This window comes from Phycicoccus sp. CSK15P-2, assembly GCF_016888005.1.
Lineage (GTDB): Bacteria > Actinomycetota > Actinomycetes > Actinomycetales > Dermatophilaceae > Phycicoccus.
Map to the genome: position 1 here is coordinate 62,128 of NZ_JAFDVE010000020.1, position 22,664 is coordinate 84,791.

Sequence of the window (22,664 nt, forward strand, 5' to 3'; positions counted from 1 at the left end):
CTGCCGGCAGTGAGCCTTCCCGGCAGCGGGTCAGCGCCGGCGTCGGCCTCAGGTGCGGTTGCGGAAGCTGTCGACCCATGCGTAGTTGAGCTGTGACGTTCCACCCGGCCGCGTGCACGTCTGGTTGCAGTAGATCCCGTTGAGGATCCACGGGTCGGTGTTCGGGCCGATGCTGCTCTGCGACTGACGCATCGCATAGGTGGCGAACCTCAGGTTCTTGCGGTCGAAGAGCTCGTCGGCGTTGCCGAGGAAGAACCGGACGTTGAAGAACCAGTCCGAGGACTTCAGGAAGTCGACCCACTCGGCACGTGGCCGCGGGTTGCGCAGCGAGAAGTCGAGGTACTGCCACACCTTCCAGCTCGGGTTCACGGCCGCGTGCCGCGAGGCGAACCCGGCGTTCACGGGCTTGCCCAGCTGGGCCTTGAAGTGGTTCTTCAGCGAGAACTCGGTGCTGATGATCCCCTTGGAGCCGCCGAGCCGCCCACGGGCCCAGGTGATGGCCTGGTCCATCTCCGGGATCGCCCCGACGTGCATGTGCAGGTCGATGCCTGCGATCCGCGGCGTGTTCTTGGCGTAGGCGATGAGCTTCTCGGTCGCCGGGGTGCGCCAGCCCGACTTCTGGAGGTTGTTGAAGGCACCCACGTAGACGGGGATGTCGCGCCGGGTCTTGTTGTAGGCGATGACGTGGTTGGCCATGTGCGTGTAGAAGTCGACGAGCGACTGGTTCCGGTCGGCGGGGTCGGACTCGATGAACGGCTCGTTGCCGACGACGAGCACGTCGGTGCTCGCGTAGACGCGGTCGAGCACCTCGGTCGTGAACGCGCGCAGGTCCTTGAACCGGGTGCTGTCGGCGTCGGCGGGGAAGCTGTCGCCGCGGAAGTCGAACTTGAGGTTGAGCACCGCCCGACGCCCCGTGCCCGAGATGCGTGTGAAGCCCGCGACATCCGGGTCGGAGTCCAGGGAGCCGACGCCGCCCCGTTGGAGGGCACGGATGTCGAGGAAGCCGCGGGCCAGGCCGGTCCCGACCCGGTCCAGCTCGCTGTCGTTCACGGCGCGCGTCAGGCCGTTGTAGTTGACGCCGAGGTCCGACGCCGAAGCAGGTGATGCCGTGACGGCGAAAGTGGTGACGGACACCGCCGCGACGACGGTGGCGGTCAGGGCCCGGCGAAGCAGGCCCTGGGACAGGGTGGTCGTCATCGACCGCTCCTCTCTGTGGGTAACCGTTGGCTGGTGACCCCGGCCTACCACCGCGAGGGGTGTATTTCCACTTCAGGAATTCCGTCGGAAGGGCCCGGTCGCAACGACAAAAAGATCTCCCGGTTCGGCGCCCGTGCGACCGGAGGACATCCCGCCCGTGAGCACGGAGCCTCGCGGGCGACACCGGTATGTCACCGGGCACCTCTAGGGTGCGCAGTGCCGCACGGACCGAGCGGCGGAGTGGAGGACGCGATGAGCGACGCAGTGCAGGCCGAGGGCCTCGCCAAGGCCTACGGGTCCGGTGACGACGCGGTCCGGGCGCTCGACGGCCTGGACCTGCGGGTGGCGGAGGGCACCGTCGTCGGGCTGCTCGGGCCCAACGGTGCCGGCAAGACGACGACGATCAAGGTGCTCACGACGCTGCTGCGGCCGGACTCCGGGTCGGCGCGCGTCCTCGGCACCGATGTGCTCGCCGACCCCGCCCGGGTCCGCGGCACGATCGGGGTGAGCGGCCAGTACGCGGCGGTCGACGAGTACCTCACCGGGTTCGAGAACCTCGACATGGTGGGTCGGCTCTACCACCTGGGGGCCCGGGCAGCGCGCGAGCGGTCCCGTGAGCTGCTCGACCAGTTCGACCTCACCGACGCCGCGGACCGGCAGGTCAAGGGCTACTCCGGGGGCATGCGTCGCCGGCTCGACCTCGCCGGGGCGCTCGTCGCGCGGCCGCCCGTCCTCTTCCTCGACGAGCCGACGACCGGGCTCGACCCCCGCTCGCGCCTGGGGATGTGGAAGGTCATCGACGACCTGGTCCGCGAGGGCACGACGCTGCTCCTCACGACCCAGTACCTCGAGGAGGCCGACCAGCTCGCCGACCGGGTCGCCGTCATCGACCACGGGAGGGTCATCGCCGAGGGAACGGCCGACGAGCTCAAGGAACAGGTCGGCGGCGAGCGGGTCGAGGTCGTCGTCGAGGACGCCGGCTCACTGGGGGCGGCGCGCGAGGCCCTCGCCGGCCTGGGCCGGGGGGAGGCCGTCGTCGACGAGCGGGCCCGGCGCGTCACCATCCCGGTGAGCGGCGGCGCGAGCGTCCTCGTCGAGGCCGTCAGGCGGCTCGACGCCGAAGGGGTGGGGGTGTCCGACCTCGGGCTGCGGCGGCCGACGCTCGACGACGTCTTCCTCACCCTCACCGGCCGGGCCGCGGAGGAGCCGGACGAGCCGGACGGGCCGGATGCCGGCCGCACCGAGGCCCAGGGGGTGGCCCGATGACCACGCTGTCGCACACCGTGGCCGACGCCGTCACGGTCACCCGCCGCAACCTCATCAAGATCCGAAGGGTCCCGGACCTGCTCGTCTTCACGACGCTGCAGCCGATCATGTTCGTCCTGCTCTTCGCCTACGTCTTCGGCGGGGCGATCGGCGAGCAGGACACCGGCATCGACTACAAGGAGTTCCTCATCGCGGGGATCTTCGCCCAGACCGTGGTCTTCGGCAGCACCTTCACCGGGTACAGCCTCGCCGAGGACCTCCAGAAGGGCTTCGTCGACCGCTTCCGGACGCTGCCGATGTCCCCGGCGGCGGTGCTGCTCGGGCGCACCGCCTCCGACGTCGTCAACAACGCGATCAGCCTGGTCGTCATGGGCCTCAGCGGTCTCGTCGTCGGCTGGCGGATCCGCAGCAACCCGCTGGACGCCGTCCTCGGCTTCCTGCTCCTGCTCGTCTTCGCCTACGCGGTGTCCTGGATCATGGCGCTCGTGGGCCTGCTCGTACGCACGCCCGAGGTGGTCAACAACGCCGCGTTCATCGTCATCTTCCCGTTGACCTTCATCGCGAACACCTTCGTCAGCCCGGAGACGCTCCCCGGGCCGCTGCGGACCTTCGCGTACTGGAACCCGGTGTCGAGCGTCACCCAGGCGGCCCGCGAGCTGTTCGGCAACACGAACCCGCAGTTCCCGCCGCCGGAGGTCTGGCCGCTCCAGCATCCGGTCGTCTACTCCCTCCTGTGGGCGCTCGCCGTGCTCCTCGTGTTCGTCCCGCTGTCGGTCCGCCAGTACCAGCGCACCACGTCCCGCTGACCGGCGGCCGCCGGTTTCGTGGTCCGCGGCGGCGGACCTACCCTTGAGGGCGCCATGACTGCCGCCAAGACCTACGACGTGCGCACCCACGGGTGCCAGATGAACGTGCACGACTCCGAACGCCTCGCCGGGCTGCTCGAGACCGCCGGCTACGTCGACCTCGCGAGCGTCCCCGCGCCCGACCGCCCCGAGGTCGCCGACGTCGTCGTCTTCAACACCTGCGCCGTGCGCGAGAACGCCGACAACAAGCTCTACGGCAACCTCGGCCAGCTGCGCCCCGCCAAGCAACGCAACCCCGACCTCCAGATCGCCGTCGGCGGCTGCATGGCCCAGAAGGACCGCGAGACCATCGTCCAGCGGGCGCCCTGGGTCGACGTCGTCTTCGGGACCCACAACATCGGCAGCCTCCCGGCGCTGCTCGACCGCGCACGGCACAACCGGCGCGCCGAGGTCGAGATCCTCGAGTCGCTCGAGACCTTCCCCTCCACGCTGCCCACCCGCCGCGACTCCGCCTTCTCCGGCTGGGTGTCGATCTCGGTCGGCTGCAACAACACGTGCACGTTCTGCATCGTCCCGAGTCTGCGCGGCACGGAGCAGGACCGTCGCCCCGGGGAGGTCCTCGCGGAGGTCGAGGCGCTCGTCGCCCAAGGCGTCGTCGAGGTCACCCTGCTCGGGCAGAACGTCAACACCTACGGCGTGGAGTTCGGCGACCGGCTCGCGTTCGGCAAGCTGCTGCGCGCCTGCGGCGAGATCGAGGGCCTCGAGCGGGTGCGATTCACCAGCCCACACCCTGCGGCCTTCACCGACGACGTCATCGAGGCCATGGCCGAGACGCCCAACGTCATGCCGAGCCTGCACATGCCGCTGCAGTCCGGCTCCGACCGCGTGCTCAAGGCGATGCGGCGCAGCTACCGCAGCGAGCGGTTCCTCGGCATCCTCGACCGCGTCCGCGCCGCGATACCGGACGCCGCCGTTACGACCGACCTCATCGTCGGCTTCCCCGGCGAGACCGAGGAGGACTTCGCCGAGACCCTCCGGGTCGTCGAGGCCTCCCGCTTCTCCAGCGCCTTCACCTTCCAGTACTCGGTCCGCCCCGGGACGCCGGCCGCGACGATGGAGCACCAGGTCCCCAAGGCCGTCGTCCAGGAGCGCTTCGACCGGCTGGTCGCCCTCCAGGAGGAGCTCTCCTGGGCGGGCAACCGGGCGGTCGAGGGGCGCGAGGTCGAGGTGCTCGTGGCACCGGGGGAGGGGCGCAAGGACGGCGAGACCGCCCGGATGTCCGGGCGGGCCCGGGACAACCGGCTCGTCCACCTCGCGGTTCCCGACGGCGCCGAGCGTCCCCGGCCCGGTGACCTCGTCACCGTGGGTGTCACCTACGGCGCGCCGCACCATCTCGTCGCCGACAGCGGGGTGCGGGGCGGGGTCTACTCCGTGCGGAGGACCCCTGGAGGGGACGCGTGGGAGGCGCTGCGGGGTGCGCCGGTCCCGGGGAAGCCCGCGGTGGCACTCGGCATGCCGTCCGTCGGGCGTCCGGAGCCGGTCACGGCTCCGTCCTGCGCGTCCTGAGCACGGACCGGACGAGGGGTACGCCCGCCGGGAGGGCTCAGGAGATCAGGATGGTCGCGAGGGCGGCGACGACCGCGATCCCCACGAAGGCCGCCACGACGGCGATCACGAAGGGACGCCGCTTGTCGCGGCGCTCGGCGGCCGCGGCGTTCGCGGTGGCCTCGGTGTTGACGGCGTCGTAGAGCTCGGACGCGTCGAACGGCTGTATGTCGAGCTTGGGAAGCCCTGAGTGCCAATGGGACACGGGGTCGTCCTTCCTCCGGCGGCGAGATTCCTCCAACCCTAGGGACCCCTCCGCGAGGATGCGCGGCTTCCGGCCCCGCGCTCCCAACTCTCGGCCGAAGGACCTCCGGACCTGGCCGAACGGACGAGACCCCCGACCGGTCACCGGTCGGGGGTCTCGGCGCCGGAGGCTCAGATGTCGCGGCCCTGGTTGCGGGCGGCGTCACGCTCCGGCTCTCCGATGGCGTCGTCGGCCTTGGCCTGGGCCCTGTCGACGTGGTCGGCGTACTTGCCGCCGGTCGCCGAGTCGACGGCGTCACCGCCGCGCTCGATGACCTGGTCGCTGAACTTCTCGGCCTGGTCGGGATGCTTGTCGGCGAGCTCGGTGAGCTTCTCCTTGGCGCTGTCGAGAAAACCCATCGGCGGCCTCCTTCCGTCCGGGGACATGACCGCTCCCGTGGGAGCAGGTCCAGTCCACACCTCATCGGCTCCGCGCGCCACCCCGTTCCCCGCGCCGCGGGCAGGCGTGGCGCCTCTGCAAGAATCTCGGACATGGCCATCCGTCCCGTCGTCATCACCGGGGACCCCGTCCTCCACAGCCGTGCTCAGCCCGTCGAGGTCATCGACGACGCTGTCCGCGAGCTCGTCGCCGACATGTACGAGACGATGGACGCCGCCCGTGGGGTCGGCCTCGCCGCACCGCAGATCGGGGTGGGGCTGCGCGTCTTCACATGGCAGCTGGCGAACGACGACGGCATCCCGCCGCGGGGCGTCGTCATCAACCCGTTCCTCACCGCCACGAAGCCCGCTGTCGGGGATCCCGACCCGCAGGACGAGGTCGAGGGCTGCCTGTCCGTGCCGGGGGAGTCCTTCCCCCTGCGCCGTGGCCCCAGCGCGGTCCTCACCGGCCAGGACGTGGACGGACACGAGCTGCGGTACGAGGCCACGGGGTGGTTCGCCCGCATGCTGCAGCACGAGTACGACCACCTCAACGGGTTCCTCTACGTCGACCGGCTCGCCGCGACGTGGGCACGCAAGGCCAAGAAGGCGATCCGCGCCCACGGGTGGGGGCAGCCGGGGCAGACCTGGACGCCCGGCGTCGACCGTGACCCGTTCGGGCACGACGACAGCGAGGGCGACACCGAGGGCGCGGTCCCCTGACCGGGCCGACCCCCACGGTGGCCGTGGTCGGCGCGACGGCCACCGGCAAGTCCGGCCTCGGGGTGCAGCTCGCCCGCCGACTCGGTGGGGAGGTCGTCGGCGCCGACGCCTCGCAGCTCTACCGGGGGATGGACATCGGCACCGCGAAGCTGACGTCCGACGAGCGCGACGGAGTGCCGCACCATCAGCTCGACGTCCTCGACGTCACCGAAGAGGCGAGCGTCGCGGGCTACCAGCGGCACGCCCGTGCCGACCTCGACGACGTCGTCCGGCGCGGTGGGCTCCCGCTCGTGGTGGGCGGGTCGGGGCTCTACGTCCGCGCCGTGCTGGACCGGCTGGACATCCCCCCGACCGACCCCGACGTCCGCCGGGCCCTGGAGCACCGGGCGGAGCAGGAGGGGACCTCCGCCCTCCACGACGAGCTCGCGCGGGCCGACCCGGACGCCGCGTCCGCCATCGAGCGGAACAACACCCGACGGGTCGTACGCGCCCTCGAGGTCCTCGCGCTCACCGGACGCCCCTTCAGCGCGTCGATGCCCCGGCGCGAGCTGGTCCGTCCGGCAGTGGTCGTCGGGCTGCGCGTGGCGCGGGACGTGCTCGACGAGCGCATCGAGCACCGGACCCGGCGCATGTTCCGGTCCGGTCTCGTGGAGGAGACCGAGGAGCTCGCGCGACGGGGCCTGCGGGAAGGGCGCACCGCGAGCCGTGCCGTGGGGTACGCGCAGGCGCTCGCGGTGCTCGACGGCACGATGCGCCCCGACGAGGCCGTCGCGGACACCGCGCTGCGCACCCGCCGGCTCGTCCGGCGCCAGGAGTCCTGGTTCGGTGCCGACCCGCGGATCGTCTGGCTCGACGCCCTCGACGCGCGGCTGCTCGACCACGCCCTCGCGGCCGTCGAGACCGCGCGTTCGGAGCAGCGGTACCCGGGATGGGACGATGGGTCGCATGGCTGACCGGCTGACGTTCACCAAGGGCCACGGGACCGAGAACGACTTCGTCGTGGTGCCCGACCTCGACGGCGCGCTCGGCCTGTCCGCCGACCGCGCCACCCGGCTCGCCGACCGGCGCGGTGGGGTCGGGGGGGACGGCGTGATCCGCGTCGTGCCCGCCGAGCTCGCCGACGAGGCGGACGTCCGCGCGCAGGCCCCGCAGGCCCGCTGGTTCATGGACTACCGGAACACCGACGGCTCGGTGGCCGAGATGTGCGGCAACGGGACACGCGTCTTCGCCGAGTACCTCCGCCGGGAGGGTCTGGAGACGGCCGACGAGTTCGTCATCGCAACCCGCGCCGGCGCCAAGGCCGTGCGGCGGGACGGCGAGGGCTGGGCCGTCGGTCTCGGCCCGTGGCGGCTCGCCGACCCCGACACCGCCGAGCGCGACGGCTTCGACGCGCTCGTGCACATCGGCGACGGCGACCCGTTCTCGGCGCTGAGCGTCGACCTCGGCAACCCGCACACGGTCCTGGCGCTGCCCGAGGAGGTCGACCTCGGGGCGCTCGACCTCACCAGGGCGCCGCTGGTGCGTCCGGAGCCACCGCACGGCACGAACGTGGAGGTCGTCCGGCCGGTCGCCGCGGGGCACGTCGTCATGCGGGTCCACGAGCGGGGCGTGGGCGAGACCCGCTCGTGCGGCTCCGGGGCGTGTGCCGCCGCCGTCGCCACGAGCTTCTGGGCGGGCTCCCTCGACCGCGGCTCGGAGTGGCTGGTCGACGTCCCCGGCGGCCGGCTGACCGTCCGGCTCCTACCCGAACACGGGGTGGAGCTCGCGGGTCCGGCGGTGCTCGTCGCGGACGGCACCGTGGACCTCGAGGTCCTGCCGGGCTGACTTCACATCCCCCTCCGCCGCTCGGGTGGCGGGGTGCCGCGGCCGGGCCTAGCGTGCCGGGATGGTGCCCGCATCCACCACCTCCGTCCTGTCCCACCTCCGTCGCCGGGTCACCGGTGCCGTCGCCGTAGGGACGGCCGCCGCGCTGACGCTGGTCTCCCCGGCCGCGGCAGCCCCGGACGGCCACGGTCGCCCTGAACACGGCGGCCCCCCGCCGGTCGGGCACCGTCTGCCCAAAGTGCCGGTCATGACCGGCACCGGCGGGGCCGTCGCGAGCGTCGACCCCGTCGCGAGCCAGGTGGGCATCGACGTCCTCGCCGCGGGCGGGACCGCGACGGACGCCGCGGTCGCGACGGCCGCTGCGCTCGGCGTCACCGAGCCGTACTCGACCGGCATCGGTGGCGGTGGGTTCTTCGTCCACTACGACGCCCGGACACGCTCTGTCGACACCGTCGACGGACGCGAGGCGGCCCCGGCGACCTACGACGAGACGGCGTTCCTCGACGAGGACGGCGAGCCGCTCCCGTTCGCGACCGCCGTGAGCTCCGGCCTGTCCGTCGGGGTGCCCGGCACCCCCGCGACCTGGCAGCGGGCCCTGGACCGATGGGGGACACGGCGGCTCGCGACACTGCTGGCGCCGGCCGAGCGGATCGCCCGGCACGGGTTCGTCGTCGACCAGACCTTCCACGACCAGACGGCCGCCAACGCCGAGCGGTTCGCCATGTTCCCCGCCACCGCCGAGGTGTTCCTCCCCGGAGGGCGGCCCCCGGCCGTCGGCTCGGTCTTCCGCAACCCCGACATGGCCCGGGCGTACCGCGAGCTCAGGACCCATGGCGTCGCGAGCCTCTACCGGGGGCGGCTGGGCCGGGCCGTCGTCGCCGAGGTGCGCGACCCGAGCACTGCCCCCGGCGTCGAGGTCCCTGCAGGTGAGCTGGCCCGTCGCGACCTCGCGCGCTACCGGGCCGTCGACAGGGCTCCCGTGCACTCGGAGTACCGCGGCAAGGACGTCTACGGGATGCCGGTCCCCAGCAGTGGCGGGACCACCGTGGCCGAGATCCTGGGCCTGGTCGAGGCCTACGCCGACCGGAGCGGGACCCCGACGAGCGAGGTCGACGACGTCCAGTACCTGCACCGCCTCTCGGAGGCGTCGGCGACGGCCTTCGCGGACCGGAACCGGTACATCGGGGACGTGCCGGGCGTGCCGGCCGCCGAGCTGGTGTCCCAGGGCTTCGCCGACGAGCGGAGCTGCCTGTTCTCGGCGACCTCGGCCCTACCGCGCCCGGTCCCCTTCGGCAGCCCGGACGGCGACTACGCCGACTGCGGGGAGAGCACCGCGTCGGGCGTGCTGCCGCACGAGGGGATGTCGACGACGCACCTGTCGGTCGTCGACCGTTGGGGCAACGCCGTGTCGTACACGACGACGATCGAGCAGACCGGCGGCTCGGGCATCACCGTGCCGGGCTGGGGCTTCATCCTCAACAACGAGCTGACGGACTTCGACTTCGCGCCGATCACCCCCGGCGTGCCCGACCCGAACCTGCCGGGCCCCTCGAAGCGGCCGCGGTCCTCGATGTCCCCGACCATCGTGCTCGACCACGGCCGGCTCGACCTCGTGGCGGGCAGCCCGGGCGGCTCGACGATCATCACGACGGTGGCCCAGATCCTGCTGGGGCACTACGACAGGGGGCTCGCGGTCGGTGACGCGGTGGCTGCGCCCCGGCTGTCGAGCCGGAACGGGTCCCGGGAGTCGGCCGAGCCCGCGATCGCCGGCTCCGAGTCGGGTGCCGGGCTCACCGCGCTCGGCCACCGGCTGTCGGAGACCGCGGAGATCGGCGCGGCGACGGCCGTCCGGTCGCTCGGGCACGGCCGGTACACCGCGGCCGCCGAGCCCGAGCGGCGAGGTGGCGGCTCGGCCATGGTGGTCCGCCCGCAGCGACGGTAGCCCGGTCAGCCGCCTTGGCGGTGACGGACCTCGAGGACGCGGAAGCCCCTGCTCGAGGCGCGGCGCTCGCACCCCATCGCGAGCTCGGCGGCGACCCATCGCTGGAGCGAGTCGGACCCGAGGTTCTTCTGGACGACGAGCGAGGCGACGCCCTCGGGTGCCAGGCGGGGCAGCCAGGTGCGCAGCAGGTCGTGGAGGACCGCCTTGCCGACCCGGATCGGGGGGTTGGACCAGATGGCGTCGAACCGGGTGTCCGCGGGGATGTCGACGGTGGTCGCGGCACGGACGCCGTCCAGGCCGAGCGCGGCCGCGTTGCGTCGGCAGAGGTCGAGGGCGCGCTCGTTGACGTCGAGCGCCCAGACGGTCGCGGCGGGGGAGCGGAGCCCGAGGGACAGGGCGAGCGGGCCCCAGCCGCACCCGAGGTCGAGGAAGGTCCCCGAGGGGGGCGGGTCGGCAACCTCGTCGAGGAGGACGGCCGTGCCCTTGTCGAGGGCGCCGGGGGAGAAGACCCCGCGAGCGACCTCGACCTCCACGTCCCGCCCGGCGAGGCGGACCCGAAGCCGCCGGCGCTCGTCCTCGCTGGCCGGTCGGGCGGTGAAGTAGTGGTCGGGCTCGCTCATCGGAGGGAACGCTAGCCGGTGCCGGGAGCCCGGCCACGACGTCGGTCCCGGAAGAAACGGTTCGCCCGGGAGCGTTCCATCAGGGATCCTAGGGAGAACATGACTGCACGAGACATCCTCTCCGGGCGGGCCGAGGCGCTCGCCGACACCCAGGGCCACGACGACGCGGGCTTCGTCCTGGACGACGACCGGCTCACCGTCGACGGCGAGCAGTACGACCGTGAGGAGCGGGCCGCGCTGCGCCGCGTCTCCGGGCTCTCCACCGAGCTCGAGGACATCACCGAGGTCGAGTACCGGCAGCTCCGGCTCGAGCGGGTCGTCCTCGCCGCCGTGTGGTCCGAGGGCACGATCGACGACGCCGAGAACTCGCTGCGCGAGCTCGCCGCGCTGGCCGAGACGGCGGGCTCCGAGGTCCTCGCGGGCGTCATCCAGCGGCGACCGAACCCGGACCCGGCCACCTACCTCGGCAAGGGCAAGGCCGCCGAGCTTCGGGACATCGTCGTCGCCGAGGGCGCCGACACCGTCGTCGCCGACACCGAGCTCGCGCCGAGCCAGCGTCGTGCCCTCGAGGACGTCGTCAAGGTGAAGGTCGTCGACCGCACCGCCCTCATCCTCGACATCTTCGCCCAGCACGCGAAGAGCAAGGAGGGCAAGGCGCAGGTCGAGCTCGCCCAGCTCCAGTACCTCCTGCCACGGCTGCGTGGCTGGGGTGAGTCGATGTCCCGGCAGGCCGGTGGCCAGGCCGCGGGCGGGCAGGGCATGGGCTCGCGTGGTCCGGGTGAGACGAAGATCGAGCTCGACCGTCGGCGGATCAACTCCCGCATCGCGCGGCTGCGGCGCGAGATCAAGGGGATGAAGACGGTACGGGACACCAAGCGGGGTGGCCGCCGCGCCAACCGGGTCCCGAGCGTCGCCATCGCCGGGTACACCAACGCCGGCAAGTCCTCTCTGCTGAACCGGCTGACGGGCGCCGGCGTGCTCGTCGAGAACCAGCTGTTCGCGACCCTCGACCCGACGGTCCGTCGGGCGGAGACGCCGGACGGCCGGCTCTACACGCTCGCCGACACCGTCGGGTTCGTCCGGCAGCTGCCGCACCAGCTCGTCGAGGCCTTCCGGTCCACCCTGGAGGAGGTCGCCGACGCCGACCTGCTCCTCCACGTCGTCGACGGCAGCCACGCCGACCCCGAGGGTCAGGTCTCCGCGGTCCGGGCCGTGCTCGCGGACGTCGAGGCCCACGACGTCAAGGAGGTCGTCGTCGTCAACAAGGCCGACCTCGCCGACCCCGAGGTCCTCGACCGCCTGCTCCGCCACGAGACGCACTCGATCGCCGTGTCCGCCCGGACGGGCGAGGGGATCGGCGCACTGCGGGCGCTCATCGCCGACGAGCTGCCGCAACCCGACGTCGACGTCGACGTCCTCGTGCCCTACGACCGGGGCGACCTCGTGAGCCGGGTGCACGAGACAGGGGAGGTGCTCGCGAGCGATCATGTCGCCGAGGGCACGCGGCTCACCGCCCGGGTGGACGCCGAGCTGGCCGAGGACCTGTCGGCGTTCGTGGTCTGACCGAGCGGCCGCATCCCGGTACTTGTTGCGAACCCATTGCAATAAGGTGTCGGCGTGCCCTTCGCGACGACCACCACGAACCGCCTGCATCTGCGTCCGCTGGCTCCGACCGACCGGTCGCTGTGGGCCCGGCTGCACACCGCGCGCGAGCAGTACCCGTTCGCGCCGTGGGCCCGGGCGCAGGACGACACGGCAGCGGACGCGCTGTTCGAGCGTGCGCTCGCGCACTGGGCGCAGCACGGCTTCGGCTACGGGGTGGTGGAGGACCGGAGGAGTGGCGATCCGCTGGGGGTGGCCGGCGTCATCGAGGGGCGCGACGGTGAGAACCTCAACCTCTACTGCCGGTTCGACGTGCCGCACCAGGGGCGGGGGCTGGGCACGGAGATCGCGAGGGCACTCGTCGCCGACGCCGTGGAGCACGGGCCCGACCTGCCCCTGACGGCCACGGCGCGCCCGGAGCACGACGCGTCGATCCGCACGGCGCAGCGGGCCGGGCTGACGCTCGTGGGCGCGGCGGAGCACGACGCCGTGCTCCCGGGCGTGCCCCGCTCGGTGGTCGTCCGTGCCCGGGCGGCGGACCCCGTCGACGTTCCCGGTCCGGTCGTCCTCCTCGCCCCGCGGGTCGAGGTGCACCGCACCCGCTTCGAACCCGGGCTGCGTCGCCGGGTGCTCGACCTCTGGTGCTCCGTGACCGAGGCCGGGGGAGCCGTGGGCTTCGTCCGCGGAGCCTCGAGGGGAGAGGTCCGCGCGGCCCTCGCCGCGCACGAGGAGTCGATGGCCGAGGGCCGCTCGACCGCCGTCCTGCTCCGCGACGCGACGGACGCCCTGGTCGCGCTCGGCTGGTGGGCCGAGACTGCGAGCCCGCTGGTCGCCCATCGGCGCACCGCCTACCGGGTGATGACCGACCCCGGTCGCCGGGGTGAGAACCTCGGCCGCCTGCTCATGGCGGCGATGCACCGGGTCGCCCGGGCGGACGGTGTCGAGGTCGTCGAGCTCGGTGTCCGCGGGGGCACGGGCACCGACGGGTTCTACGCCCGCCTCGGCTACTCCGAGGCGGGGCGCCTCCCCGGCGGCATTCGGGTCGCACCGGGGGACGACCGGGACGACATCTGGATGGCCCGTCGGCTCAGCTGAGGCCCACGACCCGCCCGTCCTCGTCGATGTCGATGCGTGCGCTGGCGGGCACCTTGGGCAGGCCGGGCATCGTCATGATGTCGCCGGTCACCATGACGACGAAGCCCGCGCCGGCGGCGAGCCGCACCTCACGGACGTGGACGGTGTGGCCCTCCGGGGCCCCGCGCAGGGTCGGGTCGGTGGAGAACGAGCTCTGTGTCTTCGCCATGCAGACCGGCAGGTGCCCGTAGCCCTCCGCCTCGATCGCCGCGAGCCGCTTGGCCGCCTTGCCCTCGAAGGTGACCGCCGCCGCCCCGTAGACCCGGATGGCCACCGCCTCCGCCTTCTCGGCGAGGGACAGCGTGTCCGGGTAGACGAAGGTCATCTCACCCGTGGCGCGCTCGACGGCGTCCAGGACGCCCCGGGCGAGTTCCTGGGCGCCGGCCGCGCCGTCGGCGTGGTGCGTGGCCTCGAACGCGGTGAAGCCCTCGGCCTCGACGAGGCGGAGCACGGTGGAGACCTCGGCGTCGGTGTCCGACGGGAACCGGTTGAGCGCGACGACGGCGGGGAGGCCGTAGACGTCGCGGACGTTGCGCAGGTGCCGGCGGAGGTTGGACATCCCCTCCTCGACGGCCTCGACGGACTCCGTACCGAGGTCGGAGACCGCGACCCCCCCGTGGTACTTCAGGGCCCGCACGGTCGCGACGACGACGACGGCCGAGGGCCGGAGACCCGAGGCCCGGCACTTGATGTCGACGAACTTCTCCGCGCCGAGGTCGGCGCCGAAGCCGGCCTCGGTGACGACCCAGTCGGCGAGCTTGAGCGCCGCGCGGGTGGCCATGACCGAGTTGCACCCGTGCGCGATGTTCGCGAAGGGGCCGCCGTGGATCATCGCCGGCGTGTGCTCGAGGGTCTGGACCAGGTTCGGCGCCAGGGCGTCCCGGAGGATGACCGTCATCGCGCCGTGCGCCTCGAGGTCGCGGGCCCGCACCGGTTCCTTGGCGCGGGTGTACCCGACGACGACCGAGCCGAGCCGCTCGCGCAGGTCGGCCAGGGATGTCGCGAGGCAGAGGACGGCCATCACCTCGGACGCGACGACGATGTCGAAGCCGTCCTCGCGCGGCACCCCGTTGGCCACCCCGCCCAACCCGACGACCACGTCGCGCAGGGCGCGGTCGTTGAGGTCGACCACCCGCTTCCACGTGACCGTGCGGGGGTCGATGTCGAGGGCGTTGCCGTGGTGGATGTGGTTGTCGATGATCGCCGAGAGGAGGTTGTTCGCCGCCGCGACCGCCGCGAAGTCGCCGGTGAAGCTGAGGTTGATGTCGGTCATCGGGACGACCTGCGCGTACCCGCCGCCGGCCGCGCCGCCCTTGATGCCGAAGACCGGGCCCATCGACGGCTCGCGCAGCGCGACCATCGCGTTCTTCCCGAGGGACGCCAGGGCGTCGGCCAGCCCCACCGACGTCGTCGTCTTGCCCTCGCCCGCAGGGGTGGGCGAGACGGCGCTCACGAGGACCAGCCGGCCGTCGGGACGGTCCTCGAGGGTGCGGAGGTGGTCGATGGGGATCTTGGCCTTCGTGCGACCGTAGGGGACGAGCACGTCAGGGTCGATGCCCAGCCGCTCCTCGGCAAGACGGGTGATCGGCACGAGCTCCGCGGCCTCGGCGATCTCGATGTCGGGTGGGACGGGCCGGGTCCGGGCGTCGGTGCTCACGAGCGCCATCGTGACACCCGGACGAACCCCGGGACAAGCGGAACGTCGCGTAAGTCGCAACACGATTCGGACTACGCAACAGTGTCGCGCGTCCGCCGTGGTCGTCCACCGGTCGGCAGGGCCTGCGGCGCGGCGCCGGCCCCGGACACCTAGGCTGCTCGGGTGCCTTCTCTCGACGACCTGCTGCACGCCGCCGTCACCGGCGTGGGCGGCGCCGAGCGCCCGGGCCAGGTCGAGATGGCGCACGCGGTCGCCGCGGCCGTCGACACCGGCGAGCACCTGCTCGTCCAGGCGGGCACCGGCACCGGCAAGTCGCTGGCGTACCTCGTCCCCGCGGTGCAGCACGCGGTGGACACCGGGCGCACCGCCGTCGTGGCGACGGCGACCCTCGCGCTCCAGGCGCAGGTGGTCGACCGCGACATGCCCCGGCTCGCCGACGCCCTCGAGCCGCTCCTCGGCCGCCGGCCCACCTACGCCCTCGTCAAGGGCCGGCGCAACTACGTCTGCCTGCACAAGCTCGAGGGAGGGTTCCCGGACGACGACGCCGACTCGTTGCTCAGCGTCGGCGACGTCGACAAGGCGGCGTCCCGCCTCGGCCAGGAGGTCGTCCGGCTCCGCGAGTGGGCCGGGAAGACCGAGTCGGGCGACCGTGACGAGCTCGTCCCCGGCGTCTCCGAGCGGGCCTGGCGCCAGGTGTCGGTCAGTGCGGAGGAGTGCCTGGGCTCGCGGTGCCCGATGGTCGCCGAGTGCTTCGTCGAGCGTTCGCGGGAGGCGGCGCGTGACGTCGACGTCGTCGTGACCAACCACTCGTTCATGGCGATCGACGCCTTCGAGGGTCGCCAGATGCTGCCCGAGCACGACGTCCTCGTCATCGACGAGGGTCACGAGCTCGTCGACCGCGTGACGTCGACGATCACCGACGAGCTGTCGGCCGGGTCGGTCCGGGCGGCCGCGAAGCGTGCGGGGCGGCAGGCCGACGCCGCCGACGCGCTGGACGACGCCGCCACCCTGCTCGACTCGGTGCTCGAGCCGATGCCCGAGGGGCGGCTGACCGCGGTCCCCGACGCGCTCGCCACGGCCCTCGGGCGCATCCGCGACGTCGCCCGGGCCGCCCAGACCGAGCTCAAGCCGCAACAGGGCGAGGAGGCCGACGCCGGCCGCCAGGTCGCCCGCGCCGCCGTCGACGAGCTCTTCGACACCGCAGCCCGGATGCTCGAGGAGCGCGAGCTCGACGTCACCTGGCTCGGCAAGGACCCCCGCCGCGGCCCCGTGCTGCGGGTGGCTCCGATGAGCGTCGCGATGCTCGTGCGGGACAAGGTCTTCGACGAGCGGACGGTCGTCGTCACGTCGGCAACGCTCGAGCTCGGAGGCACCTTCGACGCCGTCGCCGGGACGGTCGGGCTGCGCGGTGAGGGCAGCCCGCGGTGGCGCGGCCTCGACGTCGGCAGCCCTTTCGAGTACCCCAAGCAGGGCGTCGCCTACGTCGCCAAGCACCTGCCGCCACCGGGCCGGGACGGCACCGCACCCGAGACGCTCGACGAGATCGAGGCGCTCGTGCGCGCCGCGGGCGGGCGCACCCTCGGGCTGTTCTCGTCGATGCGTGCGGCCCGCGAGGCGACCGAGGTCATGCGCGAGCGGCTCGAGGACGCCGACATCGTCGTGCTCTGCCAGGGTGAGGACCAGATCTCCACCCTCGTGCGCGAGTTCGCCAAGGACGTGCGCACCTGCCTGTTCGGCACGCTCTCGCTGTGGCAGGGCGTCGACGTGCCCGGCTCCTCGTGCCAGCTCGTCCTCATCGACCGCATCCCGTTCCCCCGCCCGGACGACCCGCTCGCGTCCGCCCGGTCCCAGGCGATCGCCCGGATGGGCGGCAACGGCTTCATGGCGGTGTCGGCCACCCACGCCGCGCTGCGCCTCGCACAGGGCGCGGGCCGTCTCATCCGCCGCTCGGACGACCGGGGAGTCGTCGCGTTCCTCGACTCGCGGATGATGACCGCACGCTACGCGGGGTTCCTCCAGCGCTCGTTGCCGCCGTTCTGGCCGACGGCGGACCGCGAGATGGTGCTCGGGGCGCTGCGCCGGCTCGACGAGACCGCGGCGCCGCCGCTCCCGGTCGCCGAGCCCACGCTGCGCGGGCTCACCGGCTCGGTGGCCGGGACGACGATGGCCGGTGCGGCTCCGGTGCCGAGTGAGCGACCCGTCGCCACCCCCCCGCCACCCCCGGAGTCCGCCCGCACCGCGGTGACCCAGGGCCACGCCTGGACCGCCCAGGAGGACGAGGAGCTGCGCGACGGGGTCGGGCTGGGCCTGACCCTCGAGGAGCTGGCCGAGTCGATGGAGCTGGCGCCGGACGTCGTGTCCGCCCGGCTCGACGGGCTCGGGCTCGAACCGGGACAGGGACCGACCCTGACGTTCGGCTGAGCAGGCAGGTCCGGACCCGGCGGAATCCGGCTGCCGCTGAGCGCGCGTCGCGGCCCACCCGCCCCTAGGGTCGGGGGGACCCACCCGAGGGAGAGACCATGAGCAGCGCCGCTCCAGACCGCACCAGGACCGACGTCACCGAGGAGGACCCGGACCCGCGCAGGTCACCGCGCTCGGTCTGGGGGATGCGCCTCCTCGGCGTGGTCCTCTCCGGCATCGTCTACCTGCTGCTCGGCGGGGCCGAGCTCTCCGGGGACGGCCGGGTCGTCGCGTCCGTCGCCGTCCTCATGGCCGTCTGGTGGATGAGCGAGGCCATCCCGCTCTCGGCCACCGCGCTCATCCCGATCGTCGCCCTGCCGTCGCTGACCGCGATCGACATCGACGACGCCACGGCGCCCTACGCCGACTCCATCGTCTTCCTCTTCCTCGGCGGGTTCCTGATCGCGATCGCGATGCAGAAGTGGAACCTGCACCGCCGCATCGCCCTGCTCACGCTGCGGAGGGTCGGGACCCATCCGCGGCGCATCGTCCTCGGGATGATGATCGCCACCGCGTTCCTGTCGATGTGGGTGTCGAACACCGCCACCACGCTGATGATGCTGCCCATCGCCCTGTCCGTGCTCGCTCTCGTCGTCGAGAACACCGCGGCCACCTCGGAGGAGGAGTCAGCCGGCATCCGAGAGCGGCTCGAGGGCGACGAGGCGATCAGCGACATCGTCGAGCACCGTGGCGTGCGGCTCTTCGGGGTCGCGCTGCTCCTCTCCGTCGCCTGGTCGGCCTCGATCGGCGGTCTCGGAACCCTCCTGGGCAGCCCTCCGAACGCCATCGTCGCGGGCTACATCAGCAGCGAGCTCGACCAGGAGGTCGGCTTCGCGCAGTGGATGATGCTCGGCCTGCCCATCGTCGTCGTGTTCGTGGGGCTCGCCTGGGTGCTCATCACCCGGGTGCTCTTCCGGTTCGACCTTGACTCCATCCCCGGCGGCGACGAGCTCATCCAGCGTCAGATCGACGACCTCGGGCCGATGAGCCGCGGCGAGAAGATCGTCCTCGCGGTGTTCAGCTCCGCGGCCTTCCTGTGGATCGTGCCGGGGCTGCTGTCGAACATCGACGCGCTCGACGAGGCCGTCCCGTGGCTCGGCTCGATGGAGGACACCGCGATCGCCATCGCTGCGGGGCTCGTCATGTTCTTCGTCCCCGCCGACCGCGACGGCCGGATGACCCTGGAGTGGCGCGACGCCGAGAAGGGCCTGCCGTGGGGTGTGCTGCTGCTGTTCGGGGGCGGTCTGAGCCTGGCCGGCGCGGTGAAGGCGACCGGGCTCGACGAGTGGCTCGGCGCCCAGGTCACCGGGCTCGGTGCCTTGCCGGTGGTGCTGCTCCTCGGCGCCGTCGTGGCGCTCGTCCTCATGCTCACCGAGGTGACGAGCAACACCGCTACCGCCGCGACCTTCATCCCGGTGCTCGGTGGCGTGGCGGTCGGCCTGGACGTCGACCCGATGACGCTGCTCATCCCGGCCGCGCTCGCCGCGACCTGTGCCTTCATGCTGCCCGTGGGCACGCCACCGAACGCCATCGTCTTCGGCTCCGGGTCGGTGCGGATCAGCGAGATGGCCCGGGGCGGTGCCGTGCTCAACGTCGTCGGGGTGCTGCTCATCACCCTCTTCACGGTGCTCCTCGGCCCGGTCGCGCTCGGGCTCGTCCTCTAGCCACGCCTCGACGTCGTGGCCAGCAGCGGTTCCGCGAGTGCAGGACCACGCACCGCACGTCTCATGGGCTCGGCATCCGGTCTGACGACGCTCGGGGCGCTGCCGCCGTTCCTCCTCGGCGCGCAGGCGGTCTGGGTGCGCGAGGACCTCCGGGTCGGGCTGGGTGTCTTCGGCGCCGCGGTCAGTGCGTTCTTCGCGGCGGCCGCGGTCGGGTCCGTCCTCGCCGGGGTGCTGTTCGACCGGGCGGGCCGGCGGACGGGGCTGGTGGCCGCGGGGGCGCTCGTCGCGACCGGTGGTCTCGGCATGGCCGGCGTCGTGTCGGGCGCCGCGCTGCTCGTCCCGACGATGGTCGTCCTCGGGCTCGGGAACGCCTGCTGTCAGACCGCAGCGAACACCTCGATGGCGCGCGCCCTGCCCCCCGGGCGTCGGGGGCTCGGGTTCGGGGTCAAGCAGTCCGCGGTCCCGGTCGCGATCATGCTCGGCGGGCTCGCCGTCCCCACCGTCGGAGGTTGGCTGGGGTGGCGGAGCACGTTCGTCGTGACCGCGGCCGTCGGCGTCGTCGTGGCCGTCGGAGCACTGCTCCGTCCGCTCCCGGAGGTCCGGGCGGCCGCCCCCGAGGGCGGGCTGCCGGACCGTCCCCCGTGGCCGCCCCTCGTCCTCGCGGGTGTCGCGATCACGTTCGCGAGCGCGGCAGCGAACTTCCTCGGTGCCTTCGTCGCCTCGTGGGCCGCCGTCGTCGGGATGGGCCCGACCGCCGCAGGCGTGCTCATGGCGTGCGGCTCGGCGGGGTCGGTCGCGGTGCGCATCCTGTCGGGCTGGCGGGCCGACGGACGGCACGGCGGCAACCTGCCGGTCGTCGCGGTCCAGATGTTCTCCGGAGCGGTGTGCTTCGCCGGCCTGGCGCTCGGTGCGCCGTGGGCGGTCGTCGTCTTCGGCTTCCTCGCCTTCGCCGTCGGGTGGGCGTGGCCGGGGCTGCTCCTCTTCGCCGTCGCCCGGGTGGGCAGGGACAGCCCCGCCCGCTCCTCCGGAGTGATCCAGGCCGGGGCGTTCGTCGGCGGAGCCACCGGGCCGGCGCTCTTCGGGTCGATGGCCGGGGCGGTGGGGTTCGAGCGGACCTGGCTCGCCGCTGGCTCCTGCTTCGTCGTCGCCGGGGTGCTCGTCCTCGTCTCGCGGCGGGGGTTCGCCGCCGACCTGCTGAGCCGGCCGCCGCGGGAGCCGCTCACCTGGGGAGGCGGGCGCATCCGCGAGGGGGAGCCGGGCCGTCGCGGCTGACCGGTCGGTGGGGGGTGGCAGAGTGGGGCCATGTCCGACGACACGGTGGCGGTGGCCCCACGGGTGCCGCCGTACGTGCTCGTCAGTGGGCCGGAGGGGGTCCTCGCCGAGCGTGCCCTCGCCAGCACGCTGGACGAGCTGCGGGTGGCGCAGCCGGACGTCGAGGTCATCACGCTCCACGCGGAGGCCTACCAGGCCGGAGAGCTGGGGATGCACGCCAGCCCGTCACTGTTCGGCGGGGCCAAGTGCCTCGTCGTCCACGACCTCGACGAGGCGGCCGAGGACCTCCAGACCGACCTCCTCGCCGCGCTCGATGCGGGCCCCGAGCCCGACCTCACCCTCGTCGTGCTGCACAAGAGCGGCCAGCGGGGCAGGAAGGTCCTCGAGCGGCTGCGGGGCTCCGGGGCGCGCGTCCTCGACGCGCCCGCGGTCAAGACCGACCGCGACAAGACCGACTTCGCGACCCACGAGTTCCGGCGGGCGCGTCGCAAGGCCACTCCCGAGGCCGTCCACGCGCTGGTCGAGGCGGTGGGCAAGGACGTCCGCGAGCTCGCCGCCGCGTGCCAGCAGCTCGTCGAGGACACGACCGGGGTCATCGACGAGCAGGTCGTGCTCACCTACCACGCGGGCAAGGTCGAGGCGACCGGCTTCCGGGTCGCCGACGCCGCGATGGCCGGGAAGGCGGGGGAGGCCCTCCGGCTGCTCCGCCACGCCATCGCGGTCGGGGTCGACCCCGTCCCGATCGTCGCGGTGCTGGCCCAGCAGGTCCGGCAGCTCGTCAAGGTGGGGGCTGCCGGGCGGGGCCGTTCCTCCGACATCGCGCGGGACGTCGGGATGGCGCCCTGGCAGGTCGACCGCGCGCGCCGCACCCTGTCGGGATGGACCGCGGACGGGCTGGCGGCGAGTCTGCAAGCACTGGCGGCGGCCGACGCCGAGGTGAAAGGGGGCGGGCGGGACCCCGTCTACGCCGTCGAGCGCGTCGTGCTGACCATCACCGCCCAGCACGCGCGGGGCCGCGAGGGCTGACGTCCGCTGGGGACGGCGTCGTTTTGGCGGCTCAACCGCCTCGCTGGTACCTTTGTCGACTGCGTGCGCGTGTGGTCGCGCGCGCACGAGTACCACCCAGCGCGGATCCACCACGGGTGCCCCACACCCGGTCCCGACCCGCGACTGCCGCCCTCTACGGCAACCGAACCCCGACCGAAGGCATACGAACCAGTGGCGAACATCAAGTCCCAGCTCAAGCGGATCAAGACGAACCGCGTTGCGACCGAGCGCAACAAGGCGGTCAAGTCCGAGTTCAAGACGGCGATCCGGCGCTTCCGTGAGGCCGCCGCCTCCGGCGACGCCGCCGCGGCGAACGAGGCGCTCAAGGCCGCGTCCACCAAGCTCGACAAGGCCGTGAGCAAGGGCGTCATCCACAAGAACCAGGCCGCGAACAAGAAGTCCGCGATGGCCAGGCAGGCCGCTCAGCTCTGAGCCGAGCCGGCCACGCACGAGGGCCCGTCACCCCAGGGGTGACGGGCCCTCGTGCGTCGCGGCTCAGCGGGCGGCGACCCGGACCGCGGCGGCCACCTCGTCGAAGCGCTCCTTCGCGAGGACCGCCCCCTCACGGCGGACGTCGTCCTCGGCGACCCGGATGACACGGTTGACGCGCACCTCGCTCGGACGCCCGCGGGGGTCCCAGGCACCGGAGCCGATGTCGACCCAGAGCCGGCCCGCACGGCGCTCCTGCTCATCGTCACGGTCGTGGTCCTTGCTCGTCAGCTGCAGTGCGAGCAGCCAGGGACCGTCGTGGCCCACGAGCAGGACCGGTCGGTCCTTGCCCTGGCTGTGGTCCTCCTCGTAGGGCACCCAGGTCCAGACGATCTCACCGGGGTCCGGGCGTCCGTCCGGCTCCGGGGCGTAGACGGGGTCGAGAGGCCCGCGGTAGTCACCGGGGTAGCCGTCGGAGCCCGCCGGAGCGCCGGGGGAGTGCGTGCTCCCCGAGCCCCGGGTGCGACCGGCCCCGCCACCCGTGCCCTTCCGGGTCTTCGAGGCCGCCTTCACCGCCTCGCGGACGGCGCTCTGGACCAGAGGTCGGAGGATGCGCTGCCACTGCATGGACCCGACCCTAGCCAGGCCGCCGCCCACCGTCGCCGTCCGCTGACCGTTGCGACCATCCGGCCGCAGAGTTCGGCGCACCCCGGCGGGAGGCGCCGGTTCGGGGACGACGCCTCGGCGTGGGACACTGGGGGGAGTGCCTTGACGACCCCCGACCCCGAGGAACCA

20 protein-coding genes are annotated in these 22,664 nt (G+C 73.1%); 14 read left to right on the top strand and 6 right to left on the bottom strand.

The window, feature by feature from the left end:
- Window positions 1–48: 48 nt before the first annotated feature.
- Complete coding sequence (locus JQN72_RS12240) at window positions 49–1,197, bottom strand: hypothetical protein (protein WP_204135475.1); 1,149 nt, start codon at window positions 1,195–1,197, stop codon at window positions 49–51.
- Window positions 1,198–1,449: 252 nt separating this feature from the next.
- Between JQN72_RS12240 and JQN72_RS12245 the strand changes: the two genes are divergently transcribed.
- The 3 genes from JQN72_RS12245 to miaB are packed head-to-tail and all read left to right on the top strand — an operon-like array spanning window position 1,450 to window position 4,835.
- Window positions 1,450–2,463 (top strand): ATP-binding cassette domain-containing protein, encoded by a 1,014-nt coding sequence (locus JQN72_RS12245; RefSeq protein ID WP_204135476.1) that lies wholly within the window; start codon window positions 1,450–1,452, stop codon window positions 2,461–2,463.
- Window positions 2,460–3,269, top strand: coding sequence for an ABC transporter permease (locus JQN72_RS12250; protein WP_204135477.1), 810 nt, complete (start codon window positions 2,460–2,462; stop codon window positions 3,267–3,269). The genes JQN72_RS12245 and JQN72_RS12250 overlap by 4 nt, the downstream gene beginning before the upstream one ends.
- Before the next feature lie 54 nt (window positions 3,270–3,323).
- Window positions 3,324–4,835 carry a tRNA (N6-isopentenyl adenosine(37)-C2)-methylthiotransferase MiaB gene (gene miaB, locus JQN72_RS12255; protein WP_204135478.1) on the top strand — a complete coding sequence of 504 codons (1,512 nt, stop codon included), beginning with the start codon at window positions 3,324–3,326 and terminating at the stop codon, window positions 4,833–4,835.
- 37 nt (window positions 4,836–4,872) lie between these two features.
- Here the strand turns inward: miaB and JQN72_RS12260 are convergent, their stop codons facing one another.
- Together JQN72_RS12260 and JQN72_RS12265 are read right to left on the bottom strand one after the other, a co-directional pair.
- Window positions 4,873–5,079: a hypothetical protein gene (locus tag JQN72_RS12260; protein ID WP_204135479.1), complete on the bottom strand. Its 207-nt coding sequence runs from the start codon at window positions 5,077–5,079 to the stop codon at window positions 4,873–4,875.
- A 170-nt stretch (window positions 5,080–5,249) separates the two neighbouring features.
- Window positions 5,250–5,477, bottom strand: a complete 228-nt coding sequence (locus JQN72_RS12265; protein ID WP_204135480.1) for an antitoxin — start codon at window positions 5,475–5,477, stop codon at window positions 5,250–5,252.
- 132 nt (window positions 5,478–5,609) lie between these two features.
- Between JQN72_RS12265 and def the strand changes: the two genes are divergently transcribed.
- From def to ggt, 4 genes are all read left to right on the top strand, one after another.
- The gene (gene def, locus JQN72_RS12270; protein ID WP_204135481.1) at window positions 5,610–6,218 is read left to right on the top strand and encodes a peptide deformylase; all 609 of its coding nucleotides are present in this window, start codon (window positions 5,610–5,612) and stop codon (window positions 6,216–6,218) included.
- Between the two features lie 17 nt (window positions 6,219–6,235).
- On the top strand, window positions 6,236–7,171 hold the full coding sequence (gene miaA, locus JQN72_RS12275) for a tRNA (adenosine(37)-N6)-dimethylallyltransferase MiaA (RefSeq protein ID WP_307812651.1): 936 nt from the start codon (window positions 6,236–6,238) through the stop codon (window positions 7,169–7,171).
- Window positions 7,155–8,042 carry a diaminopimelate epimerase gene (dapF, locus tag JQN72_RS12280; RefSeq protein ID WP_374190897.1) on the top strand — a complete coding sequence of 296 codons (888 nt, stop codon included), beginning with the start codon at window positions 7,155–7,157 and terminating at the stop codon, window positions 8,040–8,042. Before miaA ends, dapF begins: the two co-directional genes overlap by 17 nt.
- Window positions 8,043–8,103: 61 nt before the next feature.
- On the top strand, window positions 8,104–9,984 hold the full coding sequence (gene ggt / locus JQN72_RS12285; protein ID WP_204135483.1) for a gamma-glutamyltransferase: 1,881 nt from the start codon (window positions 8,104–8,106) through the stop codon (window positions 9,982–9,984).
- Between the two features lie 5 nt (window positions 9,985–9,989).
- Here ggt and JQN72_RS12290 read toward each other — a convergent pair whose 3' ends face one another.
- Window positions 9,990–10,604, bottom strand: a complete 615-nt coding sequence (locus JQN72_RS12290) for a class I SAM-dependent methyltransferase (RefSeq protein ID WP_204135484.1) — start codon at window positions 10,602–10,604, stop codon at window positions 9,990–9,992.
- Window positions 10,605–10,703: 99 nt separating this feature from the next.
- On the opposite strand from JQN72_RS12290, the gene hflX reads away from it, so the two are divergent.
- Both hflX and JQN72_RS12300 read left to right on the top strand, forming a co-directional pair.
- Complete coding sequence (gene hflX, locus JQN72_RS12295; protein WP_204135485.1) at window positions 10,704–12,167, top strand: GTPase HflX; 1,464 nt, start codon at window positions 10,704–10,706, stop codon at window positions 12,165–12,167.
- Window positions 12,168–12,221: 54 nt separating this feature from the next.
- On the top strand, window positions 12,222–13,301 hold the full coding sequence (locus JQN72_RS12300; protein WP_204135486.1) for a GNAT family N-acetyltransferase: 1,080 nt from the start codon (window positions 12,222–12,224) through the stop codon (window positions 13,299–13,301).
- On the opposite strand, the gene JQN72_RS12305 is transcribed toward JQN72_RS12300, so the two are convergent.
- Window positions 13,294–14,997 carry a formate--tetrahydrofolate ligase gene (locus JQN72_RS12305; RefSeq protein ID WP_307812652.1) on the bottom strand — a complete coding sequence of 568 codons (1,704 nt, stop codon included), beginning with the start codon at window positions 14,995–14,997 and terminating at the stop codon, window positions 13,294–13,296. The genes JQN72_RS12300 and JQN72_RS12305 overlap by 8 nt on opposite strands.
- A gap of 162 nt (window positions 14,998–15,159) precedes the next feature.
- Between JQN72_RS12305 and JQN72_RS12310 the strand changes: the two genes are divergently transcribed.
- The 5 genes from JQN72_RS12310 (at window position 15,160) to rpsT (ending at window position 21,872) form a co-directional block, all read left to right on the top strand.
- Window positions 15,160–17,418: an ATP-dependent DNA helicase gene (locus tag JQN72_RS12310; RefSeq protein WP_307812654.1), complete on the top strand. Its 2,259-nt coding sequence runs from the start codon at window positions 15,160–15,162 to the stop codon at window positions 17,416–17,418.
- 98 nt (window positions 17,419–17,516) lie between these two features.
- A complete protein-coding gene (locus JQN72_RS12315) occupies window positions 17,517–19,121 on the top strand; it encodes an SLC13 family permease (RefSeq protein ID WP_204135488.1) in 1,605 nt (534 codons plus the stop codon).
- A 63-nt stretch (window positions 19,122–19,184) separates the two neighbouring features.
- Window positions 19,185–20,393, top strand: coding sequence for an MFS transporter (locus JQN72_RS12320; protein ID WP_204135489.1), 1,209 nt, complete (start codon window positions 19,185–19,187; stop codon window positions 20,391–20,393).
- Between the two features lie 30 nt (window positions 20,394–20,423).
- The gene (holA, locus tag JQN72_RS12325; RefSeq protein ID WP_204135490.1) at window positions 20,424–21,419 is read left to right on the top strand and encodes a DNA polymerase III subunit delta; all 996 of its coding nucleotides are present in this window, start codon (window positions 20,424–20,426) and stop codon (window positions 21,417–21,419) included.
- A gap of 192 nt (window positions 21,420–21,611) precedes the next feature.
- Window positions 21,612–21,872, top strand: a complete 261-nt coding sequence (gene rpsT / locus JQN72_RS12330) for a 30S ribosomal protein S20 (protein WP_204135491.1) — start codon at window positions 21,612–21,614, stop codon at window positions 21,870–21,872.
- 63 nt (window positions 21,873–21,935) lie between these two features.
- Here rpsT and JQN72_RS12335 read toward each other — a convergent pair whose 3' ends face one another.
- Window positions 21,936–22,496 (bottom strand): type II toxin-antitoxin system PemK/MazF family toxin, encoded by a 561-nt coding sequence (locus JQN72_RS12335; protein WP_204135492.1) that lies wholly within the window; start codon window positions 22,494–22,496, stop codon window positions 21,936–21,938.
- Window positions 22,497–22,664 lie beyond the last annotated feature (168 nt).

Excerpts from the sequence above, each read along its gene's own strand:
- JQN72_RS12240 (WP_204135475.1), bottom strand. The coding sequence starts at position 1,197 with ATGACGACCACCCTGTCCCAGGGCCTGCTTCGCCGGGCCCTGACCGCC.
- JQN72_RS12245 (WP_204135476.1), top strand. The coding sequence starts at position 1,450 with ATGAGCGACGCAGTGCAGGCCGAGGGCCTCGCCAAGGCCTACGGGTCC.
- JQN72_RS12250 (WP_204135477.1), top strand. The coding sequence starts at position 2,460 with ATGACCACGCTGTCGCACACCGTGGCCGACGCCGTCACGGTCACCCGC.
- miaB (WP_204135478.1), top strand. The coding sequence starts at position 3,324 with ATGACTGCCGCCAAGACCTACGACGTGCGCACCCACGGGTGCCAGATG.
- JQN72_RS12265 (WP_204135480.1), bottom strand. The coding sequence starts at position 5,477 with ATGGGTTTTCTCGACAGCGCCAAGGAGAAGCTCACCGAGCTCGCCGAC.
- def (WP_204135481.1), top strand. The coding sequence starts at position 5,610 with ATGGCCATCCGTCCCGTCGTCATCACCGGGGACCCCGTCCTCCACAGC.
- dapF (WP_374190897.1), top strand. The coding sequence starts at position 7,155 with ATGGGTCGCATGGCTGACCGGCTGACGTTCACCAAGGGCCACGGGACC.
- ggt (WP_204135483.1), top strand. The coding sequence starts at position 8,104 with ATGGTGCCCGCATCCACCACCTCCGTCCTGTCCCACCTCCGTCGCCGG.
- JQN72_RS12290 (WP_204135484.1), bottom strand. The coding sequence starts at position 10,604 with ATGAGCGAGCCCGACCACTACTTCACCGCCCGACCGGCCAGCGAGGAC.
- hflX (WP_204135485.1), top strand. The coding sequence starts at position 10,704 with ATGACTGCACGAGACATCCTCTCCGGGCGGGCCGAGGCGCTCGCCGAC.
- JQN72_RS12315 (WP_204135488.1), top strand. The coding sequence starts at position 17,517 with ATGAGCAGCGCCGCTCCAGACCGCACCAGGACCGACGTCACCGAGGAG.
- JQN72_RS12320 (WP_204135489.1), top strand. The coding sequence starts at position 19,185 with ATGGGCTCGGCATCCGGTCTGACGACGCTCGGGGCGCTGCCGCCGTTC.
- holA (WP_204135490.1), top strand. The coding sequence starts at position 20,424 with ATGTCCGACGACACGGTGGCGGTGGCCCCACGGGTGCCGCCGTACGTG.
- JQN72_RS12335 (WP_204135492.1), bottom strand. The coding sequence starts at position 22,496 with ATGCAGTGGCAGCGCATCCTCCGACCTCTGGTCCAGAGCGCCGTCCGC.